The 19541-nt window shown below is 46.3% G+C and carries 21 protein-coding genes; 12 read left to right on the plus strand and 9 right to left on the minus strand.

Translation table 11 applies throughout. From position 1 onward, the window contains the following. Positions 1-173 precede the first annotated feature (173 nt). On the minus strand, positions 174-431 hold the full coding sequence (locus QUA34_RS26440) for a hypothetical protein (protein ID WP_333331714.1): 258 nt from the start codon (positions 429-431) through the stop codon (positions 174-176). Positions 432-548: 117 nt separating this feature from the next. Between QUA34_RS26440 and QUA34_RS26445 the strand changes: the two genes are divergently transcribed. Beyond that, entirely contained in the window at positions 549-1439 is an 891-nt protein-coding gene (locus QUA34_RS26445; protein WP_333390076.1) for an ABC transporter permease, read from the plus strand. Positions 1440-1875: 436 nt separating this feature from the next. After that, positions 1876-2259: a hypothetical protein gene (locus QUA34_RS26450; protein WP_333081583.1), complete on the plus strand. Its 384-nt coding sequence runs from the start codon at positions 1876-1878 to the stop codon at positions 2257-2259. A 79-nt stretch (positions 2260-2338) separates the two neighbouring features. Here the strand turns inward: QUA34_RS26450 and QUA34_RS26455 are convergent, their stop codons facing one another. From QUA34_RS26455 to QUA34_RS26465, 3 genes are all read right to left on the minus strand, one after another. Further along, positions 2339-2530 (minus strand): hypothetical protein, encoded by a 192-nt coding sequence (locus QUA34_RS26455; RefSeq protein WP_333390078.1) that lies wholly within the window; start codon positions 2528-2530, stop codon positions 2339-2341. Further along, positions 2512-3870 carry an FAD-binding oxidoreductase gene (locus QUA34_RS26460; protein WP_333390080.1) on the minus strand — a complete coding sequence of 453 codons (1359 nt, stop codon included), beginning with the start codon at positions 3868-3870 and terminating at the stop codon, positions 2512-2514. The genes QUA34_RS26455 and QUA34_RS26460 overlap by 19 nt, the downstream gene beginning before the upstream one ends. Before the next feature lie 252 nt (positions 3871-4122). Next, positions 4123-4872 carry a class I SAM-dependent methyltransferase gene (locus QUA34_RS26465; protein ID WP_333331730.1) on the minus strand — a complete coding sequence of 250 codons (750 nt, stop codon included), beginning with the start codon at positions 4870-4872 and terminating at the stop codon, positions 4123-4125. A gap of 270 nt (positions 4873-5142) precedes the next feature. Here QUA34_RS26465 and QUA34_RS26470 point away from each other — a divergent pair, with 270 nt between their 5' ends. From QUA34_RS26470 to QUA34_RS26495, 6 genes are all read left to right on the plus strand, one after another. Beyond that, entirely contained in the window at positions 5143-6612 is a 1470-nt protein-coding gene (locus tag QUA34_RS26470; RefSeq protein ID WP_333331733.1) for an adenylate/guanylate cyclase domain-containing protein, read from the plus strand. Between the two features lie 245 nt (positions 6613-6857). Beyond that, positions 6858-8270 (plus strand): adenylate/guanylate cyclase domain-containing protein, encoded by a 1413-nt coding sequence (locus QUA34_RS26475; RefSeq protein ID WP_333331736.1) that lies wholly within the window; start codon positions 6858-6860, stop codon positions 8268-8270. A gap of 263 nt (positions 8271-8533) precedes the next feature. After that, the gene (bioA, locus tag QUA34_RS26480) at positions 8534-9838 is read left to right on the plus strand and encodes an adenosylmethionine--8-amino-7-oxononanoate transaminase (protein ID WP_333331739.1); all 1305 of its coding nucleotides are present in this window, start codon (positions 8534-8536) and stop codon (positions 9836-9838) included. Between the two features lie 17 nt (positions 9839-9855). Next, positions 9856-10878 carry a biotin synthase BioB gene (gene bioB, locus QUA34_RS26485; RefSeq protein WP_333390083.1) on the plus strand — a complete coding sequence of 341 codons (1023 nt, stop codon included), beginning with the start codon at positions 9856-9858 and terminating at the stop codon, positions 10876-10878. 256 nt (positions 10879-11134) lie between these two features. After that, positions 11135-11746, plus strand: a complete 612-nt coding sequence (locus tag QUA34_RS26490; RefSeq protein ID WP_333331745.1) for a class I SAM-dependent methyltransferase — start codon at positions 11135-11137, stop codon at positions 11744-11746. Between the two features lie 160 nt (positions 11747-11906). Continuing rightward, positions 11907-12581, plus strand: coding sequence for an SDR family oxidoreductase (locus tag QUA34_RS26495; protein WP_333331748.1), 675 nt, complete (start codon positions 11907-11909; stop codon positions 12579-12581). A gap of 202 nt (positions 12582-12783) precedes the next feature. Here the strand turns inward: QUA34_RS26495 and QUA34_RS26500 are convergent, their stop codons facing one another. Further along, positions 12784-13281 (minus strand): hypothetical protein, encoded by a 498-nt coding sequence (locus QUA34_RS26500; protein WP_333390085.1) that lies wholly within the window; start codon positions 13279-13281, stop codon positions 12784-12786. Positions 13282-13363: 82 nt separating this feature from the next. On the opposite strand from QUA34_RS26500, the gene petN reads away from it, so the two are divergent. The 4 genes from petN (at position 13364) to QUA34_RS26520 (ending at position 14657) form a co-directional block, all read left to right on the plus strand. Further along, positions 13364-13453 (plus strand): cytochrome b6-f complex subunit PetN, encoded by a 90-nt coding sequence (petN, locus tag QUA34_RS26505; protein ID WP_071883976.1) that lies wholly within the window; start codon positions 13364-13366, stop codon positions 13451-13453. A 91-nt stretch (positions 13454-13544) separates the two neighbouring features. Beyond that, positions 13545-14144: a DJ-1/PfpI family protein gene (locus tag QUA34_RS26510; protein ID WP_006631014.1), complete on the plus strand. Its 600-nt coding sequence runs from the start codon at positions 13545-13547 to the stop codon at positions 14142-14144. Continuing rightward, entirely contained in the window at positions 14141-14377 is a 237-nt protein-coding gene (locus QUA34_RS26515; RefSeq protein WP_333331753.1) for a DUF167 domain-containing protein, read from the plus strand. Before QUA34_RS26510 ends, QUA34_RS26515 begins: the two co-directional genes overlap by 4 nt. A 91-nt stretch (positions 14378-14468) precedes the next feature. Continuing rightward, entirely contained in the window at positions 14469-14657 is a 189-nt protein-coding gene (locus QUA34_RS26520; RefSeq protein ID WP_333048102.1) for a CsbD family protein, read from the plus strand. Between the two features lie 246 nt (positions 14658-14903). Here QUA34_RS26520 and QUA34_RS26525 read toward each other — a convergent pair whose 3' ends face one another. The 4 genes from QUA34_RS26525 to QUA34_RS26540 all read right to left on the minus strand — a co-directional run bounded on the left by QUA34_RS26525 (position 14904) and on the right by QUA34_RS26540 (position 19403). Continuing rightward, the gene (locus tag QUA34_RS26525) at positions 14904-15158 is read right to left on the minus strand and encodes a DUF4926 domain-containing protein (RefSeq protein ID WP_333331756.1); all 255 of its coding nucleotides are present in this window, start codon (positions 15156-15158) and stop codon (positions 14904-14906) included. Between the two features lie 91 nt (positions 15159-15249). Next, positions 15250-15498: a DUF6883 domain-containing protein gene (locus tag QUA34_RS26530; protein WP_333390100.1), complete on the minus strand. Its 249-nt coding sequence runs from the start codon at positions 15496-15498 to the stop codon at positions 15250-15252. Positions 15499-15824: 326 nt separating this feature from the next. After that, positions 15825-17807: a calcium-binding protein gene (locus QUA34_RS26535; protein ID WP_333390088.1), complete on the minus strand. Its 1983-nt coding sequence runs from the start codon at positions 17805-17807 to the stop codon at positions 15825-15827. Between the two features lie 462 nt (positions 17808-18269). Beyond that, a complete protein-coding gene (locus tag QUA34_RS26540; protein ID WP_333039380.1) occupies positions 18270-19403 on the minus strand; it encodes a cob(I)yrinic acid a,c-diamide adenosyltransferase in 1134 nt (377 codons plus the stop codon). Between the last annotated feature and the right edge of the window lie 138 nt (positions 19404-19541).

The raw sequence follows: 19541 nt of genomic DNA on the forward strand, positions 1-19541 counted from the left end.
AATTATGAGTTAGCTCTAGGGGGCTAAATTTAAAACTTCTGATTATAACATATATCTTTTTTGCAAGAGGTCTATTGTGATACAGGTCTTTGGCTGGCATATTGGAATAAATTAATTTTTAATTATTGATGAGAGCTCATGCTAATTTTTAGCCCTAGATATTCCTGAAAAAATCAAGCAATTTCCGCCGCGAAAAACCGACCATCGCAGCGCTCATATTCATCTTCCAAAAGCCATGAATGAGCCTCATCATAGGTTGAACTCAGAAACAGAGACTTATAGTTTGTTGGTGGGTCATAAATACAAAAACCTCCATTTTTCCCACTTACTAACATCAAAATTAGAGGGGGGAAAACACTCGAATTTACCCACAATTCGATAAATTCCCAATCATTAATTTGTTCGGCGAGGTCTGGTGTGTGCGATAACATGATATTCAGTTTACCAAAACTCCACACAAAAAGCGATCGCCCGCCCAACACCACCAATACCTCCAGACTTGCTACTGTAAAGAGAGTTAGATTTAATCAAAATCAGCGCAAGCAATTATGAGCGGTACTGTTACATCCCCCAACAACCTCAACCAGCAGCGGCCACTCTCCACGGCATCCGCTGACACTTCCAGTTCCCTGCTGGGCGACTTCATCCAAGAAACACTCGCCTTAACCAAGCGCCTGTTTATTCAATTGCAGCGCCGCCCCTCGACGCTAGTTGCAGGAATTATTCAGCCGCTGATGTGGTTGGTTTTGTTCGGAGCTCTGTTTGAAAATGCACCCGCCGGCTTGTTCGGCGAAAGCCAGAATTACGGACAATTTCTCGGCGCTGGTGTAATCGTTTTTACAGCCTTTGCCGGGGCGCTGAATGCTGGTTTGCCGATTATGTTCGATCGCGAGTTCGGATTTCTCAACCGCCTGTTAGTCGCGCCGTTGGCTTCGAGATTTTCGATCGTCCTCGCTTCGGCTATTTTTATCGTCAGCCTCAGCTTTATCCAAACCGGCACAATCGTTACAGCGGGCGCGTTTTTGGGCGCGGGATTCCCCGGAATTGCCGGACTAGGGGCGATCGCCCTAATTGTGCTGCTGTTAGTTTTGGGCGTCACGGGCTTGAGTCTGGGTTTAGCCTTCGCTCTCCCCGGCCACGTAGAATTAATAGCGGTAATTTTTGTTACTAACTTGCCGCTGTTATTTGCGAGTACAGCCCTCGCGCCGCTGTCATTTATGCCAGAGTGGCTGCAAGTTGTGGTGACTCTCAATCCTCTGAGTTACGCGATCGAACCCATCCGCTACCTGTACCTGCACAGCGATTGGTCGCTAGCCAGTGTAGTGATGCAAGCTCCTTGGGGTACAGTCACCTTTGGAGGAGCGCTATTAGTGCTGCTGGCGTTTGATTTGGTGGCGCTGCTGAGCATTCAACCGCTGCTGAAACGCAGGTTTGCTTAGGGCGATCGTTTCACCTGCACCGTCAATTCTAGGATGCCTTTCGTCCTGTCAACTTAAGCTAAAACCGATAGTCCGTCAGGGGTTGAAATAAGAGCCTCAAAGCCAAAGTCCTCTTGCATAGGACTAATGAGTTCTTCAGTCCTCTTTGAGAGGACTTTAGCTATGAGACAGGGAATTCATTCCCTGGCGGACTACCGGGTAGGCGAGAGGACTAATGAGTTCTTCAGTCCTCTTTGAGAGGACTTTAGCTATGAGACAGGGAATTCATTCCCTGGCGGACTACCGGGTAGGCGAGAGGACTGGCGGACTAAAAGCTTAACTTGACACCAATGGGCATTGCCCTGTCCTGAGCCCCAGTGAAGTAATATAATATTTACTCACAAGTCAGAATATTGTTTAGATAGAATTGTTTTTTTGAAAGTTCACCTAATAAATTATGAACACCAAAACTTCCAAATCCGGCAAATTGATGATAGGGATTGCTGCAAGCGCGATCGCATCCTGTGCTCTGTTCTGCCCTCAAGCAAGCTTCGCTCAAGCCAGCGGTTTAAATAATGCCCAACCGCTGCAAGACTTTCAAACTCAAGACAATACCGACCCCTTTTCCGGCCGCAGCAGCGGCAGCGGAATATTTGATTTAATTCACAGATCCAAATTGGGAGGCGGCCGCAGCATGGAAGAATTTAATAGCGAACAGCAACAAAATTTGAACGATGCGGCCGCAGAATTTCGCAACAAACAGCGCCTACTACTGGAAAAGCAAGCTGTACCTTCAGGAGGGGCGATCGCACCAGCAGAAATTACCGCCCCCGTCCCTTAAATTGACAAATTTTGTTCGCAGCAAGGACTTGAGTTTTTATTGACTTAAAACCTCCGACATAGAAAACGGATTTCTTAGTCTAGCCTTGCGCGGGCGAAAGTTTGTCTAGCAGCGATTTCAAGATCCAAATCTTATCTATAGCAACCGCCAAGACGGTTAGGACATTCTTAACCGCTAAAACCATTGCTATTACTGCTTCTTCCTTCTTCCTTCTTCCTTCTTCCTTCTTCCTTCTGCTATAAAAACCATCGCTTAATCCCGTTCCAACCACGCCCGCATTTTACCCGGATTAAGCAAACCGTAAGGATCGACCAACTCTTTAAACTGCAACTGTTCCACATTAATACTTTTCATCCCTCCATCTTCCAATATATAAGTGTGAGGATTAGCAATCAGTGCGCCTTGCTCTTCGTGATAGCGAATAATTTCATTGAGCCGTGATTCCGTAGTGTAGCGAACTATTTGCAAAGCAGCGGCGATCGCCCTGCCATTCATCCGCAAAAACTCCAAGTGCATCATCACCTCATCCCCATAAAAATTATACAGTTCCTCAATCAATTTCAAACCTTTATCTGGGGGAAAAAGCGTCTGCAAATAAGTCAGAGACGGGTCAACGCTGCGAGCGTGCAGAGTTGTATGATTCCAAGTAAATTCAGCAATAGCCGCACCTTTGCTCGCTGCTTGCGCGTTTTTTTGATAGCAAATTGTGCCGCCATATTCGCGCACCAAATCTTGCAGCGGTTCCAGACAAGATTCAGCTACCATTAACAAAGCGCAGTGCTTACCTTCAGGAATTGCATCGCGGAAAGCAGCAAAATAAGCAGGAATCGGCCAAGCACAAACACAAATTAGTTTTTTGATAATTCCGTCAGCATCGCCCAAAGCTTGACCGAAGTTTGCCGATGTCATAAAATCGTCAAAAGCGACGATGATTTCCGCCCAAGCATAAGCAGGGGCGAGGGGAATTTCTAACTCAGTAATAATCCCATTTGTGCCGTAAGCGTGATTGACTTTTTGCACTTCATCGCCGCGCAATTCGATGACGCGGGGTTCGTCTTCCATTGTAACGACTCGCACGGCATGAAGATTTCCCCGATCGCGCAATTGGCCGTAAGTTATCGAACCAATTCCCCCGCTACCGCCGCCGATAAATCCCCCAATCGTAGCGGTGCGATAGGTTGAGGGAACCATCCGCAATTCCCAACCAGTTTCTCGCGCTTGTTTGTCGAAAACCGACATTTTCACCCCTGGTTCTACACAAGCTAAACCCGGTTTTATCCAGCGGATACTGTGCATTTTGCTGGTATCTAAAATGACGCCGCCCTTGAGGGGAATGCACTGCCCATAATTGCCCGTTCCTGCACCTCTAACAGTTAGCGGAATTTTAAATTTGACGCAGGCTGCAGCAATCCGCAAAACTTCGGCTTCGCTGGCGGGACGAACTACTAAATCTCCTGTTTTATCACTTAAGAGAGGTTGCAAAACTGGACTGAAGTGATAATAGTCTTGAGATAGCTTGACAACTTGCGCGCGATCGCTAATTATTTCAATTCCCGATAGTTCCGACGAGAAAGCATCCCAGTCAATACTTTGAATCGCAGTTGCAGTCATTTTTTTTCCTTTATGCTAGCAGTATTATATCAAATCCGCCCTTCATCGGAATTATTCATCTCTCTGTTCTCTTCCTCTGCGTTCTCTGCGTACTCTGCGGTTTAAGCATTCCAATGCAACCGGAATTCATATTATATATTTTCTCAATCACAACTTAGTAACATAAAATACTAACTGCAATCTTTCTTTAAGTAGTAAAGTGCTTATTCGCGCACCCTACATATAGAATTTCTGCCTCCAAGAATGTTTTTTTCAATTAACAAATCCCCCAAAAACCGCCATCCCGTAGTATTTCCAAGGCACTGCCACAGTGTCAAATCCAGATGAGACCAGCATTTCCAACTGTGCCGAAAGTGTAGCTAGACGATCGGGATTAGAATACCCGTAAGAGACACTCGTTCCCACATTTGCGCGAATTTGTGCTAAAGTTTCCCCCTGATTTAGCGCCCAATCTTCTCGCGCCGCTTGATAAATATCTTTCATTGCTGCTGATTCTGCTAAAAGAGGATCGGCATTCCAAAAACATCCACCAGCACTTAAACTTCCGCGAATCCGTTGAAACAATTTCAACTTCATCTCGTCCTCAAGATGGTGAATTGCCAGAGATGAAATGCAAGCATTGAATTTATCCCCCAATCCCGAAAAATTTGGATTGTTCGCCCATTCTCCAAAATCCATTTCTATGCCAGTCCACCGGGCTGCGTATCCTGCCGAGTCTATTTTGGCGCGGGCAAAATCAAGCATTCGCGCCGAGTAATCGACAGCAACTATTTCCGCCGATGGGTAGCGTTGGAGAACTTTTAAAGTGAGTTCCCCCGTACCGCAGCCGAGTTCTAAAATGCGGTGGTTTGTGTTAGCAATGCAGTCGGCTAATACATCCAGCATTTCGTCATACTTAGGTAAAAGTCGCCGAATGCCGGTATCAAAATCAGCAGTATTGACGAAAACTTCTCCCGGAAAAATTTCGTTGCGCGCCGGTGAGGCAGTAGAGTCAGAATTCACGATCGCCAACCATAGACTACAATTGCTATCCTAACCGAGATCGAGCAAAAATTCCGCGCGATTGCCGCTATCCCGTAGGGAATCGCCATTATAAACTTATGCGTAGTTTTACGGACAAACGAAACACTGGCGGTAAACAATAATTAACCCTCGGTTGCACTCAGAGAGTCTTGCTTTACCCCGGACGCCAGCAAAACACTCTGAAAAAGCAGTGTTATGTTAGTAGTGCATAAATTCCCATCAAGATTAAACCTCACACTTGAGGATACCATGCGCCAGTTGATTTCTCGAATTCGGGCTGCCATCAGCCAATTAATTTACAAGCGAATTCTGCTTGCGGTGACAATTTTATTTTGTGTAGGTGTAGGAGTAGCGATGGCAAATATGTCTCGTCTTTCCTCCACCCTAATCGAATCGCAAGCCCTCCAAAATGCCACCCTCTATGCCCAAGCTGTTAAAGAAGCCCGCACCCTTTACAGTTCCGATGTTGTCAATCCTCTCAACACCGCTAAAGCGATTAACTTTACCCACGACTACAACCCGACAAAAGTAACAGTTCCCGTACCGGCCACTTTCTTAATAGAACTGGGCAACCAGATCACTAACAAAAATCCCGAAGTATCACTTCGTCTCTACAGCGACTACCCGTTTCCCTGGCGGCGAAAAGAAGGCGGAGCCCGAGACGATTTTGAACGGCAAGCTATTACTTATTTGACAAAAAATCCGACCCAGAAATTTTTTCGCAGTGAGAATTATCGCGGCAAGCCAGCCTTTCGATATGCCGAGGCAGATACTCTAAGTTCTAGCTGCGTTAACTGTCACAATACTCACCGTGACAGTCCTAAAACTGATTGGAAAGTGGGAGATGTGCGGGGGATATTAGAAATTACTCAACCTCTCGATACTATCACTCAAAAAACTCGCGGGGGACTGAAAAATTTGTTTTTACTGTTAGTAGGACTTTCTATTTTAGGGGTGACAGGATTAACTTTATCTATCAGCAGGTTGCGCCAAAATGCTAAACAATTAGAACAGCGCGTCAGGGAACGCACGGCACAATTGCAAGAAACTAATGTAGAATTGGTAAATGAACAGGAAAAGTGCGATCGCCTGCTGCTCAATATTTTACCCGAATCCATTGCTGCCAAGCTAAAAAACGGTCAAAGCAGTATTGCTGACGGCTTCGCAGAAGTCACGATTCTGTTTGCGGATATCGTAGGCTTTACCGTGCTTTCAGCACAAATATCTCCCGAAGAATTGCTCAAGTTTCTCAACGAAATTTTTTCAGCCTTCGATGGTTTAACGGAAAAGTACGGCTTGGAAAAAATCAAAACAATTGGAGATGCTTATATGGTAGTGGGAGGTTTGCCAAATCCCAGCACCAACCACGCCGAAAGCATTGCGGAAATGGCCTTAGATATGCAGGAGGAATTAGCAAAATTTAATGCCAAACATCATGCAGGAATTAACATTCGCATCGGCATCAATACCGGGCCGGCAATTGCGGGGGTTATTGGCACTAAAAAATTCATTTACGACCTCTGGGGCGATGCCGTCAATACAGCAGCCCGCATGGAATCCCACGGGATTGCCGGCGCGATTCAAGTCACAAAAGCAACTTACGATATCTTGCAAAATAAGTATCGTTTTGAAGACAGAGGAATTATCCACATCAAAGGCAAGGGCGATATGAATACTTATCTGCTTGCAGGCAGGCTAGTCAGCGCAGTTTCGGTTTAATTTGTTTATTATATTATTAAGGGGTCTGCTAGTTAGTCGGGAGTCATCAGTCGTTAGTGCTTAGCCAAGAACTAACCGTTAATGGCTGCTGGGTGTTGACTGCTGACAATTTCAGGAATTACACAGGGGATGTGAGAAACGCGGTTTCTACACAGTTGCTTTGTGGACTCACCCAAAATTTATTACCAGAAACCCGGTTTTTTTTCCTATTCCCTAAAGTCGCCATTTGCCAAATAGTAAATTTTATGTTTTTGCGGATTTTATCATTCTTGAGTTTTTTCAAATCTCGGTTGTCTAGGCAAATAGCTTTGTGGGTATTTGCTAGCATTCTTGTCATAGAGGGAATTATTTTAGTTCCCTCTTATTTTCGGCGCGAAAATGAACTTTTAAGCCAACTGGAACAGGTATCTCGCGCGACTGTGGATTCCCTAGAGTTTTTGCTCCAACAAGATATTTCCGATCGCACTTTTTTGCAAGAAGAAGTAAAAAATATTACTAAGGACTCTCAAGTAGTCTTAGGACTATCTATTTACCAAGCTAACGGTGAGCTAATATATACACTTGGCGAACCCCCAGAAATCCGTTTCGATCAACTAAAAAGATCTCGTATAGTTCACAATCACAATTTCGATGGTAAGCGCTACGATATTGCTTGGACGGAGCGACATTTGGGAGGCGATTATATCTTAATTGTGCGCCACGATGCTTCCACAGTTCAGCCGGAACTCTACGCATTTATCGGACGGGTTGCTGTTCTAGTCATCATTATATCAGCCTTTGTCACTTCTGTGACTATGTTCTTTTTAGGCGTGACAGTAATTGCACCTATATTGAGGTTGCGCGATGACTTGATCGCTGCCGGAGACGCTTTGAGCAAAGATCGAGAACAACCTGATTTCTACTCTCTGTCTGTCAAGCGCGATGACGAGTTGGGAGAACTCATGGTCGCCTTCAATCAAATGTTTCACCGAGTATACCAGGAAATTGCACAGCGGAAACAAGCTGAGGCAGTATTGCGCGCCGAACAAGAAAAGTCGGAACGTTTATTACTAAATATATTACCGGTAATGATTGCCGATCGCCTCAAACAAGGTCAGATAAATATTGCGGACGGATTTGCCGAAGTTACGGTTTTGTTTGCTGATATTGTGGGCTTTACCGAAATATCTTCGCGCACATCTCCTGAAGAATTAGTCGAATTACTTAACAAAATTTTTTCATCTTTCGATCGCTTAAGCGAACAATATGGCTTAGAAAAAATTAAGACGATAGGTGACAATTATATGGTAGCAGGCGGTTTGCCGCTTCCCTGTACAAATCACGCCGAATCTATTGCCGAAATGGCCCTGGAAATGCAGCAAGAAATTATGAAATTCCGCGACGAATGCGGTAAACCTCTCAATATCCGCATTGGCATTAATACTGGGCCTGTTGTAGCAGGTGTCATCGGTACTAAAAAGTTTATTTACGATTTGTGGGGAGATGCTGTGAATACAGCAAGCCGCATGGAATCTCAAGGACTTCCGGGTAAAATTCAAGTTAGCAACTCAACTTATGAGTTGCTGTGCGATAAGTATTTGTTGGAAAAGCGCGGTAAAATTAATGTTAAAGGCAAAGGATCTATGACGACTTATTTGCTCAAAGGCAGAAAATTGTAACTGACCAATTTAACCATCGCCGGGGTATACGTGATATGGCGGCAGACGTTGCAGCGCAGCCGCCCTCAACACCAAACTAGATTTTTTTTGAACGAACCACGAAGACGCTAAGGAAACGTTCGGCGAAGCCGTTCCCGTTCCCCGCAGGGGTTCCCGAAGGGTAGGGTAGGAAGAGAACAATAAAGAAGAAAAAATAAAAATTTCATAAGTGAGTAAAACTTGCTATATTAAAAGGCGACTTAATATTAGTTTGATTGGTAAAAATGACTGTGGATCAGGAACATAATTCTTCAAATTCACCGATTTGGCAGCCCTTCACGCAAATGAAAACGGCTGCCCCGCCGCTGAAGGTAATTCGGGGCAAAGGATCGGTGCTGGAATTAGCAGACGGGCGGCAAATTCTCGACTGCATTTCTAGTTGGTGGGTGACTGTTCATGGGCACAGCCATCCGGTTCTGGCTGAGGCTCTTTATGAACAAGCTCAAAAGTTAGAACACGTAATCTTTGCGGGGTTTACTCACGAACCGGCCGAGAAACTTGCAAGTAAATTGCTAACTCATACGCCTGCTTCTTTAACGCGGATTTTCTTTTCGGATAACGGTTCTACTGCTGTTGAAGTTGCTCTGAAAATGGCATTTCAATATTGGCGTAATCTGGGAGAAACTAACCGCACTAGCTTTATTAGTTTTGAGGGAGGTTATCACGGCGATACTGTGGGCGCGATGTCTGCGGGCAGAAGTTCGCTGTGGTGGGAATCTTTTGCACCTTTAATGTTTGCGGGGGATGTTGTTCCTTTTCCGGCGACTTTTGACGGCGATGATGAGGTGGAAAGCAAGGAGGCGGCGAGTTTAGAGAAATTGGAGTTTTTTTTAAAGCAGGGCAGCTATGCGGGAATTTTTATCGAACCTTTGGTGCAAGGTTCTGGGGGGATGCGAATGTGCCGCCCTGAGTTTTTGCAGGCGATCGCACAACTTGCCCGTCAGTTTAATGTATTGTTGATTTACGATGAAGTAATGACGGGTTTTGGTCGCACGGGCGAACTGTTTGCGTCGCTTAAATCTGGAACTTCACCGGATATCCTGTGTTTGTCTAAAGGATTGTCTGGTGGCTGCTTGCCAATTGCTGTCACAATGGCATCGGAGGATATTTATCAAGCTTTCTGGCGAGATGAATGGGACAAAGCTTTTTTTCACGGTCATTCTTACACCGGAAATCCCTTAGCTTGTGCGGTGAGTGTAGCATCCTTGGAGCTTTTGGAGCAAAACCCAAATGTGTATCAAGGGATGGAAAAACTCCACCACAAATATCTGAATCAATGGCTGAGAAATCATCCTAAACTCGAACGGATTCGGACTTGCGGCACCATCGCAGCAATGGATGTGAAAACGGAAAGCGTTTCCGGTTATTTTAATGACATTGCTCCTGTATTGAAAGCCAGATTTCTCGAAGCGGGTTTTTTGCTCCGCCCCTTGGGAAATACGCTTTACTTGATGCCTCCCTACTGCATTTCTCCTGATGAACTAGAATCGATTTATCGGGTAATTCGTCAGGTTTTGGATACTCTGTAAACCCTTTAATTTTAGTAATGAATTTACCCAATTGGAACGATTTGGCTGACGACGCGCTGGCGGGCAAATGTCTCTCTCGCGAGCAATCTTTAGCCGTATTGCGCGCACCGGATGAGGTTTTGCTTGAACAACTAAATGCAGCTTATCGGGTGCGCCGCCACTACTGGGGAAACCGAGTCAGGCTGCACTATTTGTTAAATGCTCAAAGTGGCCTTTGTCCTGAAGATTGCCATTATTGTTCTCAGTCAAAAATTTCGACTGCGGAAATTGAGAAATATCCGCTTTTAGCTAAGGAGAAAATTCTGGATGCCGCCCAACGCGCAGCAGACTTAAAAGCTGGTACGTTTTGTTTGGTGATTTCTGGCCGCCAACCTAGCGCATCTACTTTCGATCGCGTTTTGGATGCTGTTGAGACTGTGAAGGCAAATTATAACCTGAAAATCTGTGCTTGTTTGGGATTGTTGAGCGAGGAACAAACTCATCGTTTAGCTAAAGCTGGAGTCGATCGCGTAAATCACAATCTCAATACTTCCGAATCATATCACACGGACATTTGCACAACTCACACTTTTGGCGATCGGGTTGAAACCGTCGAACACGTAAAAGCAGCGGGGATCACAACTTGTTCCGGCGGAATTTTGGGGATGGGCGAATCGGATGATGATGCGATCGATTTAGCGCTTTCGCTTCGCAACTTGGGCGTTACTAGCGTGCCGGTTAACTTTTTTATTCCGATTCCCGGTACGCCATTTGCAGATGTGAACAGGTTAACTCCCCGCCAATGTTTGCGAATTCTGTGTTTGTTCCGATTTTTGCTTCCTAGCCAAGAAATTCGGATTGCTGGGGGACGGGAAGTGCATTTGCGATCGCTGCAACCTCTCGGACTCTACCCCGCTAATTCTATTTTTGTTGGCGATTATCTGACAACTCCCGGACAAGCTGCCCATCAAGATTGGGACATGATTCGAGATGCGGGATTTGCGATCGAATCCCCCGAAGGTTCTCTCTTAGAAGTTGATTCAGCAGTTACAAAATCCTAACAAAAATCCCTGGTTGTCTAACTCTTATAGCAGTTTTCAATCGGATGAAATAGAGTAGGACACGGCAGTGTCGTGTCCCTACCAAATATCTATATTTCATGTTTACGCATGGGCGGATAGAAACCGGATTCCTGACGTAGCAAATGCGTCAGCCGTAAGTTCTTAGATTCTAGCCAAAAACCCTTATTTTCCGGTTGACAGTCTTCAATCTAAAATCTCAAATCTCAAATCTAAAATAATACAAGAGGGGGAAATTGTGGACAAACGCGAAGAAATTACGATCGCAGAATACCAGCTAACTGCCGAATCTTTCCGAGAAGGAACTTGGAATCACGACGTATCCCAAAATCGATCCGCATTGACGGCTGCTATGCCCCGCAATCCCGGTAAAATTCTCGATATAGGATGCGGGCCGGGACGAGATTTAGTAGCCTTCAAGAGCCAAGGACACACAGTTGTAGGCTTAGATGCAACTCCAGCTTTTGTAGAAATAGCAAAGAAGTTATCGGGATGCGAAGTTTGGCAACAATCTTTTCTGAATCTCGACTTGCCAAAAGCCGAATTTGACGGTATTTTTGCCAATGCTTCCCTGATTCACGTTCCCAGCGACGAGATGGTGAAAGTGCTGCAAGATTTGCACAAAGCCTTAGTTGTTAACGGTGCAATTGTCATGTCAATGTGTCGGGGAAATTGGGAAGGATACGACGAGAGACCAACGGGAAAACGCTATACTGCCGGATGGGAATATCATACTTTAGCGCCTTGTTTAGAAAAAACAGGATTTGCAATTGTCAATCACTACTATCGCCCCCCCGGCTTACCCCGCGAAGCTCAATCTTGGGTAGTAATGGTGGGCAAAAAACTCTAACGTAAATGGGAAATTGCCAATCTTTCCCCTCTCTTCCTCTGCGTACTCTGCGCCCTCTGCGGTTAAATAAAAAAACTAATTCACCCATTGACAGAGGATTGTTGTATAATAACCCACAGTCAAATAAACCAATTTCTGCATAACTTAAAACACAATTAATATGACAGAGAAATTCCACATTTTTTTAGCGGGTGCTAGTCGAGGCGTCGGCTTAGAAATCGCGAAATGTCTGACAGCACAAAAGATGCAAGTAACTGCACTTTTGCGATCGCCCGCAACCAGCACCGAATTAGAAGCAATGGGCATCAAAATCGTGACTGGCGATGCTTTGGATACAGCAGCTATGGAAGCTGCGATGGCTGGCGGTGAGCCAATTCATGCCGTAATCAGCACAATTGGCGGCTTGCCCAAAGATGGGGAAAGAGCCGATTATTTGGGAAACAAAAACTTGATTGATGCGGCAGTGAAAGCAGGCGTGCAAAAATTTATTTTAGTTTCATCAATCGGCAGCGGTAATAGTGTCGGCGCTTTGCCACCCCAAGCTTTAGAAACTTTGCGCCCGGTTTTAATTGAAAAGGAAAAAGCCGAAAATCATTTGATAGCAAGCGGGATGATTTATACAGTGATTCGTCCCGGCGGACTCAAATCGGAACCTGCAACAGGCAACGGTATTTTAACAGAAGATTGTCGAGTTTCTGGAACGATCCACCGGGCAGATGTAGCGCGGCTAGTTTGTCAGTGTTTAGTTTCTGATGCTGCTAACAATAAAGTTGTGTCGGCGGTAGATAAACAGATGGTTTACGGCCATTCAGAATTTGAGGTATTAACTTTTTAGGGGCGGTTTTAGCGCAAAATAAGCTGTCTGGCATCTAAATTGTATTTTTTGGGCGGGCTAGAAGCCCACCCCACAGGAAAATTCAATTCTTGTGGAACAGGCATCTTGCCTGTTCCTAAAAATGCGCCCACCCCACAAGAAAATTGAACTTTTGTGGAACAGGCATCTTGCCTGTTCCTAAAAATGCTGCAAGATTTTACACTCAAGAATCAAAGGGCTTAATCCACGATCGCCCGATCGCCCAATCCAAAACCAAACCCGCGATCGCAAACAACACCACACTCTCGACACCGCGAACCGCAAACGGCAATAAGTCTTGTAGTGCGGGCATCTTGCCCGCCTCAAAAGAAACTCTCGCCTCAAAAGACAATCCAGCATCCAACTGTCCAAAAGCCCGCACCAGTCCAAAAGCCAACACCGCACCAGATTTAAGCTGCGGGTTAACATCTCGGCGAATCGCATAGCGGTAAGTCACGCCGAACAAAAAACCGCCCAAAAGTGCGATCGTCCCTCTCAAGGCAAAATTTAGGTCAATTTCCCTTACCTGCAAACTCGCCAGAGAATCCAACCTATCCGCCAGAATTAAGCTATTACCAAGGGCGATCGCCCCAAAACCCAGCAAACAAGAAAAAGCAGCAACACTCCCTGCCTTCAAAGATTCTACCCGTTCAGCCGCACTAAAATTTGACGAATCCTTCACAGCGCCCTCATTTCAAAAATGGCTCAAATTGACTTATCATAAGGTTTGGAGTCACTTTGTACAGTTTGTTCAATAAATAGCTATGGATATTTTGTCACTCGGTTGGGTTTCGGTGCTAGTTCTGTTCTCCTTCTCAATTTCAATGGTCATTTGGGGACGCAACGGTTTCTAGATTCCAGAATAGCTTGCGGGGCAGGCTTTTTAACGGCCCCGCATTTTTTATAATCCTATTTAACCCAATCAAAATAACAGGAGTTGTCAACATGACAGCCAAAAAAATCTTAATGTTAGTCGGCGACTTTGTAGAAGACTACGAAGTAATGGTTCCCTTCCAAGCACTGCAAATGGTAGGTCATACCGTCCACGCAGTCTGCCCGGACAAAGCAGCAGGCCAAACAATTCGCACCGCAATTCACGACTTTGAAGGCGATCAAACCTACAGCGAAAAACCAGGTCACAACTTCACTTTAAACGCGACTTTTGACGAAATCAACCCGGCCGACTACGACGCTTTGATTATCCCCGGAGGACGCGCCCCAGAATACATCCGCCTCAATGAACAAGTGCTGCAAATTACCCGCTACTTTGCCAACAGCAAAAAGCCGATCGCATCTATTTGTCACGGCTTGCAAGTCCTAACCGCCGCCGGCGTACTCGAAGGCAAACGCTGCACCGCATACCCCGCTTGCAGCCCCGACGTACTCCGGGCCGGCGGCAAATATACAGAAGTTCCCGTTACCGAAGCCGTAGTCGATGGCAATTTAGTCACCGCCCCCGCGTGGCCAGCACACCCTAACTGGCTGGCTGAATTTCTGAAAGTTTTGGGAACGAAGATCGAACATTCAGAGAAAGTCGAAGTATGACTATTTTCACAGTCAAAGTTAAACCGAATTCCAAACAGCAAAGCATCGCAGAACAACCCGACGGCAGCCTCACAATACATCTCAAGTCCCCGCCGGTTGATGGTAAAGCAAACCAAGAATTAATCATGCTGTTAGCGAAAAAGTTTAAAGTGCCGAAATCTGCGATCGGCATTAAATCCGGTTTTTCTTCGAGAAATAAACTTGTGGAAATTCCAATCGAACCTTTAACATAGAAATAACGGTAATAACAAATCTATCTAAAGAGGGATATAGACTCAACTTTAAAAGTATATATTAATAGTTGTAGAGTTAGAATAAAAAATTATGAGCATTGAAAATAGAGTCGAAGCAACAGCGAAGAATATTGAAGGCAAAATCCAAGAAGCTGTTAGCGAAGTTACAGGCAATCAGAAAGATAAATTAGAAGGTCAAGCCAAGCAGGATCAAGCATCAGCAATTCACCTGAAAGAAGACCTCAAAGATAAAGCAAAAGAGATTGTAGACCGAGCTTAGTAACAGTATTCCCTACAAGTTTCCTGCCTACTAAATCCCGTAAACATATCGTTTGCGGGATTTTTTTGTTATGTATGGGCGGGTTTTACCAACCATAATTGCCAAAAACTAACCATCTCATAAACCCGCCCCCACCCAGCCCAAAATTCTGAATTAATTGAATTTAACGGTTGAGCGACGATGCTTAATCGGGGTTCTTTGTTGGGTGGGAAGGGGTTTATCAACATTATTGGTGCGTGGCAAAATTCATCGGCGAACTGCCCCTATAGATTCTAGTAATTCATAATGCAAAAGCATTAATTTTGTGGCTGGAATTGTTTCCATTGCATAAGTTGTGCCATCTTGATGAGAAAATTCTACCTCAAAAGCACTGCCATCAAATTCCATCACGACTGTTCCTACCTGTCCTTTATATAATTTAATGATTTGTTTGGTTTCAAAATGGGTTGCTTCTAAATCTTCAGTTAAAGCAACAATATCAAGGTCTTTAATTGTTTTCATTGTTTTTACTTCACTTTTGGACGGGATAACAACTTGTTAATCGGGGGAAACTTTCACCTAAGCGGACGATCCAAGCTGCTATAATCAGAGATTAACCTACTTCGGTTTTCAGCAATAATTTCATGTTATAATGTGTTCCGTATTCATTGTTTTTTTGAATAACAACATCTTCGTTGATAGCAGCTTCTTTTAAAGCCTGTTTGAGCATTTCAGCATTTTCTAGGGTAATGCCTAACTTACTGGCAAACAAAATAGCTTTATTTTTACCTTCTTGGTGATTCAGATTTAGAGAATATTCTTCTATTTTATTGCCTAAATCTGCTAGATGACCATTGGGCAGTTACACTATTAATAACTTTTTTTGAAGGACAAAATAGAATATTAGTCTGCTACGATAATCGACTTTTACTCAAATGTCAATTATATCGTCTTTGAGCTGGGTGGCTGGTTTATCAACATTATTGATGGGTGGCAAAATGGATCGGTGAATCTGCTCTTCCTTTCAATGCCCAATGCCCAATGCCCAATGCCCAATCCCCGATGCCCAATTCTCAATGCCAATAAAAAAGCCAGGGATGGATATCCCCAGCTCGAAACATAGCACAATTAGTTTTGAGAGTTGGTAGGGCGATGTTTCAGAATCGACCCCACCCACTTTTACCCAAATTAAATCAGGGTAATGTCAGCAGCCGTAATGCCCGGTCTGCCATTCAGAATTGCCAGCGTAACTACTCCGCCAGCAGTACCAACACCGTTAGAGTCATATCCTAGTCGTCCAGTTTCATTTTCATAAAAGACGAACGGCTCTGTCGCGCCCGCCCCGGCTGGACCAAAAGTGCCGTTGTAAGTCCCACTCTCAAGCGGCAAGAACGCCTTCGAAGAAATTCGATTCGTATTATCCAGTACCCTCAAGTTGGGGAAGCCGTTGGAGCCATTGATTTGGAAGATAAACTTGTCTTGGCCACTCGTAAAATCGCCGATTTGGTCTGTGTCAGTACCCACGGCGCCCTCGCCGAAGTTGTTGTAGTAGAAGCTGTCATTACCCGATCCGCCAATCAGCGTGTCAGCACCAGGCCCCCCGCCGAGAGAGTCGTTACCGTCGCCGCCGATCAAATAGTCTTTTCCAAAACCGCCCAGCAAGGTGTCGTTTCCAGCACCGGCATTTAAGGTATCGTCCCCGGCTCCTCCAGCGGCGTCGGTAGCATTGGATGAGTCGCCGAACAGGATGTCATCCCCGTTACCAGTAGTGATCACATCAGTGCCGTTGCCACCAATAATGAAGTTGCTGCCTAAGGTATCGCTAATCAAGTTTGGCGCTGTAAGACCGGTAAAGCTGACGCCGCTAGCGTAGGAGATGAAGTCGTTACCCGCAACGTTGCCAATCACGCGATCGCGATTGCTGCCAAAGATGATGGTGTCACTTCCCTCGCCACCGTTCATGAGGTTGGTGACGGTGAAGCTGCTGCCAGTAGTAGGATTGGTGTAGCCAATTAACAGATCGCCGCCCAGACCGCCTTCGAGAGTAATCAAAGCAGTACCAGTACCAGCAAAAATGGCCTTGGTAGCATCGATAGTATCGTTGCCATCTCCACCGGCTGCATTAGTAAAGGTACCGCTCAGGTTGTCGTTGCCTTCACCGCCGATCATTGTATCCGTCACAAAAGCTGCAACGATCGTGTCATTGCCTACTCCGCCGTCGAGCAAGTTGCGACCCGCGAAGCCGGGAAATGAACTCTGGGCGCCTCCGCTCAAAGTTAGATTCGATACCCTGGATGATTCGATGAAGTCGTCGCCTGCACCTCCCAAAGCGGTATCCTGCGTGGCAAAAACCCTGATCGTGTCGTTGCCGTCGCCGCCCTCAAAGAAGTTTCTGCCGGCTTCAAACTCGCCGATCGCCCCGGTGAGAGAATCGTTGCCGCCACCACCAATCAAGGTGGTTCTCTCAATGCCGATCGTAATGACGCTGCCCTGAGCAAACGGGCTTGTCTGGGTACGGTTGGTAATGAATAAGATGTCGTCGTCCAGATCGCCCGACAGGTAGCTGTTGCTGGCCACACCTCTTAGGGTGTCGTTGCCTTTACCGCCAAAGAGACTGTCTCTTACATTGATACCTACAACCAAGTCGTCGCCCAAATCACCCCGCAAGTAGTTGCTGCCTTCATTGCCAGCGAAGCCTCCGGTTAGGGGAAGACCGAGGTTGTTGCCACCCCCTGCGATGAAGAAGCCGATCGAGTCATTGTCCTTACCGCCGTAGAGGGAATCTGCTCTCTGGGCCCCTCCCAGCATCGTATCTGCGCCCTCATTACCAAACATGAGGTTAGCTTCGACAGTACCTTGGATCAAGTCTTCTCCCAAACCGCCGTACAGGCTAGCGCGGGCTTCAGCGATCATGGTGTCATTGCCGGAGTCGCCAAATAGCAAAGCCGGAGTCCGCTGAGATCTGATTGAATCTTCGTCGTCGCCGCCGTATATGGTATCGTTCGGGCCAACTGAAATCAGAGTATCGTTATCGCCTTGGCCAAATATTAAGCTGCCGCCCAGGGTGGAAGTTCTAATGAAATCCGCCCCCTCTCCGGCGAATACTGTATCCGGGCCTAGCCCCGGAAGGTTTAAATCTAGTTGATTAGAATTGTCATCTAACGTTGTCATAAAGCTTCACTCCTCTACTTGTTGGTCATCGCTGGTGCGACTACAGACACTGCCTAGAACACCGAATGTTTGGATTCCGCTGTAGTTTAACCTGTTTGCCAGCCGCAAGTCTAGCCTACTGGCGTTAACCCTGTCTAGACTTTCTCCCTCGCGGATTTTTTGCTTGTAAGCTTTTATTTTCAAAGTCTTCACCCTTTAATAATCCTGGTGCACTGTCTCAGGTGCTCACGCTCAAGAAGACGCGGCTCATATTCTTAATGTTCCATTCTGGATTGGCGGTCGGGGATCGCGTCCGGATGAGGAAATTAAAGATTAAAAAAGGCGGATCTGGGTGATCGGGAAGACAAGGAAAATTGGGAGATTTTTACTTGGTAACAAGGCTTTGTGGCAATTTCCGGTTTTCCAGGCAGGGCCGTCATTTAATAATTCTGGCCCGGATTGAACTCGGTACCGCTCCGGGCTTTAAAAGTCTACGCCCCGCTTTAGTTCTACGCCCCGATCGCCGTAGTGTTTGTGACAGTATACCTCGGAGTGTACGCTTGCCAAGTCAAAGTAAGCGTGGGGTTTGTGGCAGCGCCCGGTGATAATGATTTCTGTATCCCGCGGCTTGCGTAGCAGGGCTTCGACGATCGGCTCTACCGGCAGCAGTTCTAAGTCTACTGTGGGATTGAGTTCGTCGAGAATAATCGTTTTGTACCAGCCGCTGGCGATCGCACATTTGGCGATTTCCCAGCCGCGTTCTGCTTCGATGCAGTCTAGCTCTTGCTGTTGCCCCCGCCAAACTATAGCATCTCGGCCGCACCGCTGGTGGTCTACTAGCTGCGGGTAGCTTTGTCGCAAAGCTGCGATCGCGGCATCTTCTGTATAACCGGTGCCGCCTTTCAGCCACTGCACGATTAACACCCGGTGAGATTGGTCTTGACTGATACCCCTACCTATTGCCTGCAAAGCTTTGCCCAAAGCGCTCGTAGACTTGCCTTTCCCCGCTCCAGTGTATATTTCGATACCGGAAATATGATGCTCTGCCGCTGCGGGGTGATAGTGGGGCTTCATTTCTGAGTGTAAGTCGGCAATCTCCAGCAAAGCTTCCGGGGCCGCTCGGCCTGTGGCGATGACTTCTAAATATTCTGGTTTGTTTTTGAGGGTTTGGACTACTTCGTCAACTGGCAGCAAACCCAAGTCCAATACGGGGTTTAGTTCGTCTAGTACCACGACGGAATAGAGTTCGCTGGCGATCGCTCCTTTGGCGATATCCCAGCCTCGCTGAGCTTCGGCGCGATCGAAGCGGGTGATTGCTTCGGCCCCAAAATATTCGGCTCTGCCGGTACGCACTTGGTCGATCAAATGGGGAAATGCCCGTTGCAAGGCTTCTATTGCCCCGTCTTCGTCGTAGGAGCGGCCGGGGCCTTTGAGAAAGCGCAGCAACAAAACTCGCGTGGGCGAGTCAGAATTGATACCCAGCCCGATCGACCGCAACACTACTCCCAAAGCTGCCTGAGACTTGCCTTTACCAGCGCCGTCGTAGACGTGAATCTGACCCGCGGCGCGTTCCGACCGGGATGAGGCTGTCCGAATACCAATGCCATTCCTTACCATAATCAGCAGTTGTTTGAGTCTGTAGCGGGGTGGGTATTCGATCGCGCGCCTTGAATGTTTAATTTTTCCATTCTTTTGGCGGATCTCAACAGATTATACGATAACTTCTAACCCCCAATCTTTTAAGCAGCGATCAAA

Origin of the sequence: Microcoleus sp. POL10_C6, from assembly GCF_036701585.1 — a bacterium.
Taxonomy (GTDB): Bacteria; Cyanobacteriota; Cyanobacteriia; order Cyanobacteriales; family Microcoleaceae; genus Microcoleus.